Consider the following 13,607-nt stretch of genomic DNA (forward strand, 5'->3'; position numbering starts at 1 on the left):
CTATTTAACAGTGTAGCTTCGAATGATTTGCTGTCATCATTTATGCCCCTAATGCTCTTGATCTGATGGAACTTTGCTTAAATGTTGTAAGGAATCCCAAGCCGCCTGCGCCAAGCTTTCTCTATACATTTTAGGATTGGTTACTACTTTTTCAGACAACCAAGCGCGACAATAGCTTTCTGTTGCACCAATCACCAAAGACATCATTAACTCGGTTGGTACTGATTTGAATAAACTGGCATCTGCATAATTGGAAATATAACCGGCAATCTTTTGATTCCTGAGTTTATTTTTATCATTTAAGCTTTGCCCATACTCACCCTGCCGCACATTATAATGGGCAAGTAATAAAAACTGTGCAAACTTGGGCTGATCAGAGACCCAATCCGTATAACTATAAATCAGCGCATAGAGCAGTTCTTTCAGCGATTTTGCTTGTTGTAAATATTGATCTCGCAATTGTGCCTGATCATCTAAAGCCGCAAATACCAATGCTGCAACGACCCCATCTTTATTCTTAAAATGATGATAAATCGCCCCCACACTACTGTCAGATTTTTCCCTAATCATTTCAATACTGGTGGTTTCCAAACCATGTTCAAGAAAACAAGACAATGCATCTAACAAAATTTGTCTTTTTAGCAACGATCGACGTTGTGGATATAAGCGTTCCAATAACTGCTGTGCCGTTTGCATAGTTCAATCAAATTTACCAATGGTCGGAACTATTGTGTATGACTTGACCACGACTTGTAAACAGAATTATATTCTGTAAAAGAATTTAATTCTGCAAAAGGAAATCTAACCATGGCTTCAACCTTAGAATTATGGAATAAAGTCTCAGTCTTACCTGCAGGAAAGTGGACATTCACTCGACTACTGTGTGTTAAAGCCCCTTATTTCAGTAGCATCTCGCCTTTGTTTGAAGAACTAAAACCCAATTTTTGTAAAATCAGCATCAAGAAAAAGCGCTCTGTGCTGAATCATATTGGTACGGTACACGCAATTGCGATGTGCAATATGGCCGAACTGGCAGGTGGTACCATGACTGAAGTCACGGTTCCAGCAACACATCGCTGGATTCCCAAAGGTATGACCGTTGAATATTTAAAGAAGGCCGAATCTGATCTGGTTGCAATCGCTACCCCTGTTGATGACCATTACGATTGGGACAAAGCTGGAGAATACTTGGTGAATGTCGATGTCCTTAATCAGCACAATGAAAAAGTTTTCCATGCCACCATTACCATGTGGATTTCCAAAAAGAAGAAATAAAATAAAATAAAAAGCCCTGAAGCAAATGTATTCAGGGCTTTTTTTAAGGCTTTATGGCTTACTTTTTAAAAGGCAGTGCATATTTAAAAATACGCCCAACCACTTCACTAAACTGCTTCACAAAGCTGGCATTGTTATAATGCAGACCATATTTTTCACACACGGCTTGCACTTTGGGAGCAACTTGGCGATAGCGACGTGCAGGAATATCTGGGAATAGATGATGTTCAATCTGATGACTCAAATGCCCAGTTAGGATATGGAAAGCTTCTGATCCCGTAAGATTAGATGAGCCACGGATCTGACGCATATACCAATGTCCGCGGCTTTCATCTTTTAAAATCGACTTCGGAAAAACCTCAACATCCTTGGTAAAATGGCCACAGAAAATAATACTGAATGTCCAAACATTACGAATCCCATTCGCCACCAAGTTACCTGCAAATACAGGGAGTGCTGCTGGGCCTGCAATCAATGGGAAAAATACATAGTCCTTAAACACTTGTTTCATGATTTTCTTTTGTGCAGGCTGCCATTCACGTTTAAATTCAGCCATGCTTTTACGCTTATACAGCACTTTACCCAATTCAAGGTTTTGAATTGCGACGCCCCACTGGAATAACAGACTAAAAGGCACAATATAAATAGGCTGAATTAAGGTAAATTTCGACCAACGCTGTTCTGGGAATAAACGAAATACACCATAACCAACATCGTCATCCATGCCTTTTACATTGGTATAGGTATGATGTTTATAATTATGGGTTTGGCGCCAGTTATCTGACGTTCCAACCGTATCCCATTCATAGGTTTGACCGTTAAACTTCGGATCATTCATCCAGTCATATTGACCATGCATGACATTATGACCCAACTCCATGTTTTCCATGATTTTGGCAAAGCCTAATAACCCAGTACCTAACAACCATGCTGGTGGAAACCATCCTAAGAACAGGCAAGCACGTCCAGCCAAACTGCTATAGCGAATGGTAGAATAAACACGGCGGATATACCGAGCGTCTTTTTCACCCAAATCATCCAGTACCTCTTGTTTGATTTGATCCAATTCACGAGCAAAAGCATCTAGTTCTGCAGTCGTTAAATCCCGATTTTTTGGATTTTTAAAAAATTCATTTTTAACAAGCATGTTCATAATCAATGACTCTCTTATAGATCAATCACAAGATCAGACTGGGCTGAATTGACACAAATTTTTAATAACTGCGTTGGTTCATTATTGACAGCTCCATTCAACAAGTTCTTGGTTGCCCCCTGCACCTTATTACATGCACATTTATTACAAATGCCCATCCGACAACCATGATCCGGCTTGATCCCTTGATGTTCCAAGCTTGTAAGAATCGACTGCCCTTTAGGAATGGCAATGGTTTTATTGGATTGCGTCAACGTAACGTTAATAAAGCCAGTCTCGGATTGCTCTTGCTCAAATTGGCTTAAGCTAAATGCTTCTGTGTGCAGTGCGGCAGCATTCTGAAACAGACTTTCTGCTGTTGCAGCAAAACCTGAGGGACCACAGGCATACACGGTGGTTTCATTTAAAGATACCAATTGATCAACATGACTCTGATTTAAACGTGAGTCCTGCTCTTGGGTATATAAAATTTGAGCGCTAAATTTTGAAAAATTTTCTGACACTTCTTTCAGATATTCAGCATAGGCCGCATCTGCATGAGTTTTTACCCAATACATCAATTGGACCGTCGTAGTATTCAATTGTTTTGACTGACATAAAGCTTCAATCAAACTCAACATGGGCGTGATACCACTTCCTGCAGCCAGCAATAATAAGTGAGGGGTTACAACAGATTGCTGCATCTCGCCGTAGGGATGCCCTAAGCGTAAAATGTCACCTGCTTGGCTTTGCTCAACCAACCATGAACTCACCAAACCTTGATCCACTTTTTTCACGGTTAAACAAAGATGATCTGCATCGACTTGCATCATGCTATAAGTCCGTTCGTAATGACGCCCTGCAATCTCGAGCGTCACAGGGTGATGCTGCCCTGCAACCCCTCGAATAACATGTCGGTTGCATTGCAACATTAGACTGACCGTATCTTTTGCCACAATTTGTTTTTCTACGATTTTGGCAAGAGGCTGATTAATGGACCACAATGGATTGATTTTCTGTAACCAAAAATTGGCGTCATGGCTATTCATGACACTTTGAGCCAACGAATTAAATAGAGAATTTCTCTTTTCAATTGCTTGCATGAGCAGTTTTACTCTGGTTGTTTGCTAATTATTATACATATGTATATATATTTGTATATACACTCGTATAAGAATTTACATTTCACAAGTCCACAGACAATCGTTATAATCCCGAGTAGCTTACTTATATATTGAAAACAATGGTTCATTCTTCTTTTTTACCGCTCGGCAATGACAACGTAAATGAACAAGATGTCATTCCCATGAAATCTCCTGTGCGCTCTGTAGGTAGAAAAGCAACCATTACCAAAGAAGAGCTGTTTCAGGCCACACTGAATCTGATCGGCCCACAAAAAAGTATTGCCTCTCTCAGCTTACGTGAAATTGCACGTGAAGCTGGTATTGCACCCAATAGTTTTTATCGCCATTTCAAGGACATTGATGAACTGGCTATTGCCTTGATTGATCAATCTGGCTTGGTGCTGCGCAGAATTATTCGTGAAGCTCGCTTGCAGGCTTCAAAGCAACACAGCGTTATCCGCAGCTCGGTAGAAGTGTTTATTCAACAATTGAATACCGATGAAGGCAACCTGAGTTTGTTATTACGCGAAGGCTATACGGGCTCAACCTCATATAAAGCAGCGGTTGATCGGCAACTCAACTTCTTTCAGCAAGAGCTTCAAGAAGACCTGATTCGTTTAGAACAAATGAACAACAGTAAAATCAGTCATGCCGATCTTGTCGCTAAGGCCATTACTCAATTGGTGTTCAATATGGGGGCAAAAGTGCTGGATTTGCCTGTTGAACAGCGTACCGAAGTCGCTGAACAGACCATGGTGATGATCCGTATGATTCTAGAAGGCGCACGTCATATTGATAAAATGGAAATTGATTAAGCTCAATTATCGGCTTAAACTCTCCGAATGTAATCAAAATCATACTTTTGTCCTTTAGCATAACAACAACTCAAATCAGGCATATAGATCATGAATCTACTTAATGACCGTCAAAGTATCATCGCCAGTTTTATTCTGATGTCTTTATTTTTAATGATGGTCATTCCTTTACATCTGTTACCGAGTTTTTTTGCTGGTTTTCTGGTCTTTGAAATTATTAATAGCTTAAGTTCAATTGTTGAGAAGCATATTGATGGACAACGGGCACGAATCTTTATCAGTATTATCTTAGGCGTAGCCACTATCGTTTTGCTTGGTTTCTTTATTACCAGCCTGATTAGTTTTGTGATCTATGATCTAAAAGGAACCGGGCTTAATTCATTTAACTTTAAAATTGATCAAACACTGATTAAGTTTCAGACGGAGATGAGCCAGTATTTACCAGGTTATCTACCGCATAGTGTTGCCGATATCAAGAACCAGATTTTATCCTTTATCAAAAATAATATTTCGATTGTCAAAAATACAGGCACAGATATTCTGCACAACCTTGCGACCATGGTCATTGGCCTGATTGTCGGTATTTTGGTATCGATTCAGAATTTTAAACAACATGCGCCACAACCTGCATTTAAAGCTGCAATTTTGCATCGCATTCAAAAGCTCTCAATTTCATTTAAGAATGTGGTATTTGCCCAAGTAAAGATCTCCCTGATCAATACTGGTCTGTTTATCATTTTCGTTTTTATCGTTTTACCGATTTTTAATATCCACTTGCCTTTTGCGAAGACGCTGACCATTCTGACTTTTATTTTTGGCTTACTTCCTATTATTGGTAACCTGATCTCAAATACCTTGATCATCATGGCAGGCTTAACCATTTCGCTGTCTGTGGCAGCCATCGCTCTTGCCTATCTGGTGATTATTCACAAGCTTGAATACTTCATCAATGCCAAGATTATTGGTACTAAAATTAATGCCAGTGCATGGGAAGTGTTATTGGCAATGCTGATTTTTGAATCCATTTTTGGATTAAGTGGTTTAATCGTTGCCCCTATTTTCTATGCTTATATCAAATTGGAATGCAAAGATGCGGGGCTGATCTAAGCAATGCTTAACATGCAAAAAGACCCTTTTTCGAATGCAATGATCCATGAGTCTGAATTAAAACAGCTATTATCAAAAAGAGAATAGATGATAAGCAAACTTACAAAAGCCTAGACAACAAAAACACTCAAGTGCACATTCAAGCGATAAGCTAGTGATGTAATGAATGGTTTTTATTCACAATGTTTCATCACATTAGAATTGAATGAGGTAACTATGAATTCTTCAACAGCAAAAGCTTTAAAAGTATATACACGTAATAATTTAGATGACTCGATCAAAGAGTCCACCATAAAAATCTTAAATCAAATCCTTGCCAACTTAATTGATCTTTCCTTGCTAACCAAGCAAGCACATTGGAATATGCGGGGGAGCAACTTTATTGCAGTGCATGAAATGTTAGATATGTTTAGAACATCACTCATCACTCACTTGGACAATGTCGCCGAACGTGCCGTACAGATCGGTGGGACCGCACTGGGCACAACGCAATCGGTTGCTAAAAGTTCACATCTCAAACCTTATCCCGTCACGATTCATGCCGTACAGGATCATTTAAAAGAACTGGCTGATCGCTATGGCGTGGTCGCCAATCATTTACGTGACACGATTGACGAAATTCAAGATCCCATTTCTGAAGATATTATCCATGCAGCACTCGAGGATCTGGATCAATATTTATGGTTCTTGGAAGCCAATATTGATCACTAAAAAGTATTGAAAATAAACAAGAGGACTGTAATGGTCCTCTTTTTTTATTGCTAAAACTTAAAAACGATATCCTATTTTTAGTCCGTAGCCTAAAAGATGGTTATTTTCAAATTTTGCAATCGATTTTGACGTTCCAAATACTGATGCGGTTTGAGCATCTGCATCGCCAACTTTAAGATATTTCATCCCGCCTGCGATGAAGTACTGATTATTGGGGCTATACTGCACACCTAAACCTGCTCCCCAATACCCCTTGGTTGGCCCTAGACTAGAGGCTGGATGCCCTGCTCCAGAGTCCCATAATAGAGAACCATTAGCAGACCAGTGTTGATTCATCTTATAACTCAAACCTATTGAGGCTGAGAGCTGATCTTTCGCATAGGTCAATAAATCAAAACCATTCGGATTATCAGGCGCTAAACCTTGTTTTCCTAAAACTTCAGAAATATCTCCAAATTTTGCAGGCCTAAAGGAAAACTGCTTCCAGTTCACCCATCTAATGGAACTCAACATGATCAGTTGCGGAGCTAATGCAGTTTGCAAATCAAGATTCACAGATTGTGGCGTAATAACTTTGGTTTTTGATCGCTCATTAAAATAAGCAGCTTCAGGATTGTTATCTTCAATTGCTAGAATATTACTTTGCCCAAACTCATTTGTGGCTAATTGATGGGTTATTTGGGAACGATAGCTTATTGTAGCTTTTGAGGCACTCCGTGGAATTTGGTAAGAAATACCTGCGATATATCCTGTTGCTCCTCCCTCCTGTAAGTTTGCATTATAGTGTCCTAATGCATTAGTTCCGCCACCTGCGGTTCCACGAACCTGTATATTGGTTTGAAACGTTTGATAGGCACCACCTAAAAACAAATTCCAATTCTCATCGGGCTGATAACCAGCCAAAAACGAAATATTTTTTGCACTGGCCTCCACCTTCGTATTCTGCCTACCACTATAAAATAACCCAGATTCATCAGTTCGATGCGGATCAGAGGTTGCAAAGGCAACATTTGCTCCAAAAGGCTCATCATAAATCAAGCCAAAAGAAAAATGCGGATTCAGTTGAAGCTTAAGTGCCATCTGGACCGAATAATAACTTTCAGCCATATCACTGATGACACCACCACCATTTGCATTATTGGCTCTGCCTGAGATTGTGGGATCTACTACGGAAAAGCCTGCTTCAAAATAGTTATGATTCTGTAAAAAAGCAGAAATCGGTTGTGCTGTTCTTTCTAAGCCTGCTGCAAAAATAGAAGTTACAGGCAAACAGAGGGTAAGAGTGACCAGCTTTATTCTGTAATTCATCACCATCGCATTTCCTTTATTAAAATAATTTTAGTTATTCCATTCAATTAAAGGGTAAATATATTTATATCTGTGTGGAAAATGGCTAAATAAAAGGAAAAATCCATTTCTTTTTTTAAGCGCAATGACTTATTTTTTTATTCCCACACAATGGATCTTTTTTGATTTGCCCAAGATTCAAGATAAGGTTCATATTTTTCTTCGATCTTATTCCGTTTTATTTTCATGGTCGGGGTCAACAAATCGTTTTCCATTGTCCACGGTTCATCAATCACAACCATAAAACCGAGTTTTTCATGAGGCTCTAAGGATTTATTTATACTTTCTTTTAATTCATTAATTGCTAATTCAATCACCTCACGTTTATTCCCATGATTCAGCTGAGCTCTAACCTCTTCAGCTAACATCATAAATGCCACGGGTTGATGCTGACTTGAGCCCCCGACACAAACAGATTCAATGAAATCATGTGCAGCTATTTTTTGTTCAATCGGTACTGGCTTAACATATTTTCCTTTTGATGTTTTAAAAATATCTTTGACTCGCCCTGTAATTTTTAAGCAACCTGTATCATCAATTAATCCCATGTCACCCGTCCTAAAAAAGCCATCCTCCGTCATATCTTCAGCTGTTTTTTCAGAATTCTTGTAATAACCCAACATGGTTCCTGGGCTCTTGACCAAAATCTCACCATTACTATCAATTCTACACTCCACTCTAGAGTGCGCATGTCCAACATAACCACTCTGATATTGTCCAACCCTTGTAAGATGAGAATAACCACAGTTTTCAGTCATCCCATAAATTTCAAGCAGTTCCAATCCTAAATTTCGGTACCATTTAATGACGCTTGCAGGTAATGGTGCTGAACCAGTAAGTGCCACTCGAATATGATTTAAGCCTAACTTACTCAATAATTTTTTCTTTAATACACCACTCAAGATTGGCAACTTAAAAACCATACGTTGCATTGATGGGGAAATCTTATGATTAATTCCAGATTGAAATTTAATCCACAAACGAGGTACTGTAAGAAAAACCGTTGGTTTCGCTCGCTTTAAATCTTCAATAAATGTCTCTTGAGAATTAGAAAAATAAATAGTGCAAGCATTAACAATTGGAATAGATTGAACTAATATCCGTTCCGCAATATGAGCAAGAGGCAAATGTGAAAGTAGACGATCATTTGAATTAATTTCAAATGCATTTTTCAACTCTTCTACAGGTGAAAGTAAAGTCTCAAAACTTTGCATCACACCTTTCGGCCTTCCTGTACTACCCGAAGTATAAATAATAGTTGCAACCTCTTTGGCATTAGGAAAATCGATTTGTTTCAAAGGATCAGTTATAGAAACTATTTCTTTCCATGTTAATCCATCAAACTCAGGTGCTTGTGGCAAAAAAATACATGGCATATTTTTTGAAATTACATTCTTTACCTCATTCCAGCTATCTCCTACGGCATCCAACTTTCCAATAAATAAAAGTTTTGCTTCACTATGCTCTAACACATATTTAATGCCTTCACTATTGAAGGTACTATATAATGGAACTGAAATATGCCCTGCCAGCCAGATTGCTAGGTCAGCCATGATCCAATGAGCACTATTTTTTCCAAAAATAGCAATTTTACTTTTTGGCTCAAGCCCTAATTTATTGATATATGTTGCCATACAACGCACTTGGTACGCTACTTGAGCCCATGTGTAGTGCTCGACCTTTCCATTAGGTAAAGGTTGTATCAAATAATTTTTATGAGGCTTTTCCTTTTCCCAATGAGCTAAATAATGAATATGTGTAGATGAAGCATCTAAAATGACATCCGTAGTTTTTATTTCCATTAAAAGACCCTACCACCTTAATAATAAAAATAAATGCATTTATTTTAAATCCATCAAAATTAAAAATGCACTCAGAGAATAAAAATCACATAAATTACCCAATATGATTCAACCTATGTTTCAAACATCTTAATAAATTAAAAAATTACCGTCTAAAACAAAGTTCAAATCATTCAACATTATTTAAAAATAAATAAAAATGACAAAAAATTCCAAAAAAACACATTAATTTTGTCAAAAAAACATTATATGCCAAACATATATACACATTAGGACAATACTTAAGATCCCTTGAAAACTGAATCAAAAAACATTATTAATAGGCATATACAAATCATTAATATCTATCAAAACCGTTAACAATGATTCTTAATTCTAGATTTAAGAATGAATTTCTATAATTTTAATTACAAGGTATACCCTAATGTTGGATTATTTAAAAAATCAGACCCCACATCTAAATTTTGATTTAATCGATGGTATTTTAACTATTTCAATTCTGCGCCCCAAAGCTAAAAATGCATTAAATAGTGAAATGTATACACAACTCGCTCAAGCATTTATTGATGCAGATGAAGCAACCGATATACATGTGATTATTCTACGAGGTAATGAAACGGATTTCACCGCAGGCAATGATATGAGCTACTTTTTATCTTTGGCTCAAACACAAGCAACCACTTTGGATGAAGATATCTTTCCTCCATTTCATTTCTTAAAGGCATTAGCGCAATGCTCAAAACCAATTATTGCTGCAATTCGAGGATGCACTATAGGGGTTGGTGTAACATTACTGTTTCATTGTGATTTAGTCTTTGCAGAGGACAATGCTATATTCCAACTTCCATTTGTCAATTTGGGTCTCTCTGTCGAAGGTGCCACAAGCTTATTTATGACACCTCAAGCTGGCTATCATCTTGCCGCGGAATTACTCCTGACTGGCGAAAAGTTTAATGCTGAGAAGGCACTCACAGCTCGGCTGATTAACCAGATTGTTCCAGATGCTTATACGTATGCTCACCAACAAGCGCAAAAAATGGGGCAACTCTCATTAACCTCACTTAGAATCATCAAAAAACAAATTAAATTTCCAATTGAACAAATTCTTCAATGTATCGATCAAGAAGCAGAAATTGTAGCAACACGGATTAAATCGGCTGAAACGCTAGCAGCAGTGAGTTCCTTTTTACAAACGCGTTCACTAGAGTTTCCACAATTTCCTAAAAACTATTCATAAATAAATCACTGCGTCTCAATCAAACCCATCAATTTAAAAACCTTGAAAATAAAAAAGCACCTGATTTTTCAGATGCTTTTTTATTGCATTTCGTCGTGTTAAGGTTTAACAACAACCAAAACTTGAATTGCTTCTGGCGTCACAGAAAGACCATCTAGGAGACCTAGGCCCTCTTTCTGGAATTTCTGTAAACGCTCAATTTCATCTTGACGAATACTTGGATTAAATTGCTTGAGATAGCTTAAACGATCAATTTCATACTGCCATTTGCCGCTGTAATGCTCTTTGGCTTGCTGCATTAACTCTGGTAATGATCCTTTTGCAATCTCTAAAGCTTGTGCATAACGTGACTCAATCACTTCACGGCGTGCTTTCACCACTTGGCGACAGCTATTGCCATCAAGATGATGCAGATATGGACGTAAAATGCTTGGATCGATCTTGGCAGACAAGTCCTGACCATTTTCACTGAGTAATACACGAATCAATTGTTTCGGTAAACTTGATGGCAAGTTCAATGCCTTTGGTGCAACCACATCAACTTTGAACCAGACTTCAAGTAAAACTGAACCTTGTTTCAAAGCATTGGATTTCAGCAAAGCCACATTGGTACTACCGAATGATTGTGTACGGATCATTTCCATCACACTTTCAATAAACGGATGTTCCAAAGTCAAATATTGCGCATCTTCACGGATCTGTGCCTGATCACGATAGAAGGTTGCTGTCATACCTTCTTCGTCCAAAGTGAGACCTTGAACCTGCATTTGATCCGTTGGCTTGATGATCACTGTACCGTTGCTCTGCTCATCAAAGTCAATATTGGTGGATGACATGAAACGCTTCACAAACATTGGCAGAGTGGTATTGTCATCATAATCTTCAAGCGCTTGGACAATCCCCTGCGCCACGATTGGACGACAAGAGTTATACTCGAGCAAACGGTCACGACCTGCCTGTAGTTCTGCTTCCAAGGCTTGACGTTGTACATTGACTTCTTCCAGTAAATCTTCAAAAGTCTGGCCTTGATCTGCCAATAAACAATCCTTCAATTCAACAATGAAGTTCTCTTGTAACGTTTGTGCAGTTGGAGAAATATTGCTGAAAATATTGAGCGCTTCGTTATACCAGCGGAACATACGCTCCTGTGCTGTACCCATCAGATAGGGCACATGAATTTGAATCCGGTTTTCCTGACCAATACGATCCAGACGACCAATACGCTGCTCCAATACATCCGGGTTTGCAGGCAGGTCAAATAAGATCAAATCACTGGCAAACTGGAAGTTACGACCTTCCGAACCAATTTCCGAACAGAGGAGAATCTGAGCACCATAGCTATCTTCAGCAAAGTAGGCTGCCGCTTGGTCACGTTCCAATAAGCTCATGCCTTCATGGAACATCGCGGTACGAATACCCGCATGTAAACGCAGTACATTTTCAAGTGCTTCAACTACAGGGCCGCTACGCGCGATCAACAACACTTTTTTGTGTTTTAACTCTTTGCGTAGCACTTCCATTAACCACGGCACACGCGGATCATTTTCCATCCATGCACCATCGAGTTGACCTTCTTCTGGCCACATTTGCTCGCGCATTTTGCCATCAAATGACCAGTCTTCTGGTGCTGGCAAAGGCGCTGGCTGGCAATCACGACCAGGGAAGCCTTGAATCGCTTCACGGGTGTTACGAAACAAGATACGACCTGTGCCGTGACGGTCTAATAATTCGTGAATCGCACGCATACGCTGTTCAGGCTGATCATCAATACGATGACCCAATAAGCCATCCAATGCAGCAAGATGCTCTTCTGTCAACGCTTGATCTGACATCAACACTTCAGCAATTTTAGCGGTATGTTGATATTGCTCTTCCTCATCAAGGAAACGGTCAAGACTACTGAAACGTTGCGGATCAAGTAAACGAAGACGGGCAAAATGGCTTTCAACCCCTAACTGTTCCGGCGTTGCCGTGAGCAGTAATACGCCTGCGGTCTGTTCTGCCAGTTCTTCAACAAGGTCATAGCGATCATTACCGCCCTCTTCCTCACTCCACATCAAGTGGTGCGCTTCATCCACAACCAGCAAATCAAAACCAGCTTCCATGGCTTGCTCACGCAAGTCATCATGGTCAACCATCAGGTCGACACTGGCAATAATGCATTGTTCAGTCAGGAATGGATTCAGCTCAGGATCATGTTCTTTGATCGAAGCAGTGCGGGTTAAATCGAATAGCGAGAATTGCAAATTGAAACGGCGACGCATTTCAATCATCCACTGATACTGCAATGAATCAGGCACTAAAATCAGGATACGTTCTGAACGTCCTGTTTTCAGTTGTTGGTGGATAATCAAACCTGCTTCAATGGTTTTGCCTAGGCCCACTTCATCCGCTAACAAGACACGTGGTGCAAAACGCTTACCGACTTCATGTGCGATATAAAGCTGATGTGAAATCAAGCCCACACGTGCACCGAGAAAACCACGTAAAGGGCTGGTATGCATTTGTGCTTGCAACAACATCGCTTCAATACGCAGGTCATACCATTCTTTATAATCGACTTGGCTGGCCAACAGACGTTCTAAAGGTTTTGACAGTTGGATTTGTGCACCGATACGGGTTTCGTTCAGTGACTTGCGCTCTTGTTCGCCATCTTCCAATGTACGAACCACATCATAACGAAGTACGCCATGACGATCTTCAATCGACTCAACAATCCACTTAAGGCCTTCTTGGTCTTGGACTTCATCGTTTACATTAAAGATGATGCGAGATAAAGGCGCATTGTTGCGTGCATAGACGCGAGTTTCATCACTTTTAGGGAATAAAATGCTGATAGAACGTTCATCTACATCAATAAGAACCCCTAAACCGAGTTCAGTTTCAGTATCTGATAACCAACGTTGACCAATAGCAAACTGCTGCAATTTTTCCACCTTTATCTCAAGTTAGCCTACACATTTTATGCCCTGACCCAAATAAAAGTTAAGGCATTTTATGTAGTTTTCAACGATGTATTTTGACACAAAGCGCAATCAAATAGCGTGCATCACATCG

The 13,607-nt window shown here is 39.3% G+C and carries 11 protein-coding genes; 5 read left to right on the forward strand and 6 right to left on the reverse strand.

Features of this window, described 5'->3' with window-relative positions; all coding sequences use genetic code 11:
* Window positions 1-48: 48 nt before the first annotated feature.
* Window positions 49-696: a TetR/AcrR family transcriptional regulator gene (locus tag F895_RS03585; RefSeq protein ID WP_005243356.1), complete on the reverse strand. Its 648-nt coding sequence runs from the start codon at window positions 694-696 to the stop codon at window positions 49-51.
* A gap of 111 nt (window positions 697-807) precedes the next feature.
* Here F895_RS03585 and F895_RS03580 point away from each other — a divergent pair, with 111 nt between their 5' ends.
* Window positions 808-1,275 carry a hotdog fold domain-containing protein gene (locus tag F895_RS03580; protein WP_005243357.1) on the forward strand — a complete coding sequence of 156 codons (468 nt, stop codon included), beginning with the start codon at window positions 808-810 and terminating at the stop codon, window positions 1,273-1,275.
* A gap of 58 nt (window positions 1,276-1,333) precedes the next feature.
* Here F895_RS03580 and F895_RS03575 read toward each other — a convergent pair whose 3' ends face one another.
* Together F895_RS03575 and F895_RS03570 are read right to left on the reverse strand one after the other, a co-directional pair.
* On the reverse strand, window positions 1,334-2,428 hold the full coding sequence (locus tag F895_RS03575) for a fatty acid desaturase family protein (RefSeq protein WP_005243364.1): 1,095 nt from the start codon (window positions 2,426-2,428) through the stop codon (window positions 1,334-1,336).
* 14 nt (window positions 2,429-2,442) lie between these two features.
* A complete protein-coding gene (locus F895_RS03570; protein WP_005243366.1) occupies window positions 2,443-3,510 on the reverse strand; it encodes a ferredoxin reductase in 1,068 nt (355 codons plus the stop codon).
* A gap of 140 nt (window positions 3,511-3,650) precedes the next feature.
* Between F895_RS03570 and fabR the strand changes: the two genes are divergently transcribed.
* The 3 genes from fabR (at window position 3,651) to dps (ending at window position 6,164) form a co-directional block, all read left to right on the forward strand.
* Complete coding sequence (gene fabR / locus F895_RS03565) at window positions 3,651-4,346, forward strand: HTH-type transcriptional repressor FabR (RefSeq protein ID WP_005243368.1); 696 nt, start codon at window positions 3,651-3,653, stop codon at window positions 4,344-4,346.
* Between the two features lie 90 nt (window positions 4,347-4,436).
* Window positions 4,437-5,453, forward strand: a complete 1,017-nt coding sequence (locus tag F895_RS03560) for an AI-2E family transporter (RefSeq protein ID WP_005243370.1) — start codon at window positions 4,437-4,439, stop codon at window positions 5,451-5,453.
* A 216-nt stretch (window positions 5,454-5,669) separates the two neighbouring features.
* Complete coding sequence (gene dps / locus F895_RS03555) at window positions 5,670-6,164, forward strand: DNA starvation/stationary phase protection protein Dps (RefSeq protein WP_005243372.1); 495 nt, start codon at window positions 5,670-5,672, stop codon at window positions 6,162-6,164.
* A gap of 57 nt (window positions 6,165-6,221) precedes the next feature.
* On the opposite strand, the gene F895_RS03550 is transcribed toward dps, so the two are convergent.
* Together F895_RS03550 and F895_RS03545 are read right to left on the reverse strand one after the other, a co-directional pair.
* Entirely contained in the window at window positions 6,222-7,478 is a 1,257-nt protein-coding gene (locus F895_RS03550; protein ID WP_005243374.1) for an OmpP1/FadL family transporter, read from the reverse strand.
* A gap of 131 nt (window positions 7,479-7,609) precedes the next feature.
* Entirely contained in the window at window positions 7,610-9,313 is a 1,704-nt protein-coding gene (locus F895_RS03545; RefSeq protein ID WP_005243376.1) for an AMP-binding protein, read from the reverse strand.
* Window positions 9,314-9,737: 424 nt separating this feature from the next.
* Between F895_RS03545 and F895_RS03540 the strand changes: the two genes are divergently transcribed.
* Window positions 9,738-10,550 carry an enoyl-CoA hydratase-related protein gene (locus tag F895_RS03540; RefSeq protein WP_005243377.1) on the forward strand — a complete coding sequence of 271 codons (813 nt, stop codon included), beginning with the start codon at window positions 9,738-9,740 and terminating at the stop codon, window positions 10,548-10,550.
* A 98-nt stretch (window positions 10,551-10,648) separates the two neighbouring features.
* Here F895_RS03540 and rapA read toward each other — a convergent pair whose 3' ends face one another.
* Window positions 10,649-13,486: an RNA polymerase-associated protein RapA gene (gene rapA, locus F895_RS03535; RefSeq protein WP_005243380.1), complete on the reverse strand. Its 2,838-nt coding sequence runs from the start codon at window positions 13,484-13,486 to the stop codon at window positions 10,649-10,651.
* Window positions 13,487-13,607 lie beyond the last annotated feature (121 nt).

It is taken from the genome of Acinetobacter sp. CIP 64.2, from assembly GCF_000369645.1.
GTDB lineage: Bacteria > Pseudomonadota > Gammaproteobacteria > Pseudomonadales > Moraxellaceae > Acinetobacter.

What these genes read in the sequence shown, in the direction of transcription:
- F895_RS03585 (WP_005243356.1), bottom strand. Translation starts at nt 696, where the DNA reads ATGCAAACGGCACAGCAGTTATTGGAACGCTTATATCCACAACGTCGA.
- dps (WP_005243372.1), top strand. Translation starts at nt 5,670, where the DNA reads ATGAATTCTTCAACAGCAAAAGCTTTAAAAGTATATACACGTAATAAT.
- F895_RS03550 (WP_005243374.1), bottom strand. Translation starts at nt 7,478, where the DNA reads ATGGTGATGAATTACAGAATAAAGCTGGTCACTCTTACCCTCTGTTTG.
- F895_RS03580 (WP_005243357.1), top strand. Translation starts at nt 808, where the DNA reads ATGGCTTCAACCTTAGAATTATGGAATAAAGTCTCAGTCTTACCTGCA.
- fabR (WP_005243368.1), top strand. Translation starts at nt 3,651, where the DNA reads ATGGTTCATTCTTCTTTTTTACCGCTCGGCAATGACAACGTAAATGAA.
- F895_RS03570 (WP_005243366.1), bottom strand. Translation starts at nt 3,510, where the DNA reads ATGCAAGCAATTGAAAAGAGAAATTCTCTATTTAATTCGTTGGCTCAA.
- F895_RS03540 (WP_005243377.1), top strand. Translation starts at nt 9,738, where the DNA reads ATGTTGGATTATTTAAAAAATCAGACCCCACATCTAAATTTTGATTTA.
- F895_RS03545 (WP_005243376.1), bottom strand. Translation starts at nt 9,313, where the DNA reads ATGGAAATAAAAACTACGGATGTCATTTTAGATGCTTCATCTACACAT.
- F895_RS03560 (WP_005243370.1), top strand. Translation starts at nt 4,437, where the DNA reads ATGAATCTACTTAATGACCGTCAAAGTATCATCGCCAGTTTTATTCTG.
- F895_RS03575 (WP_005243364.1), bottom strand. Translation starts at nt 2,428, where the DNA reads ATGAACATGCTTGTTAAAAATGAATTTTTTAAAAATCCAAAAAATCGG.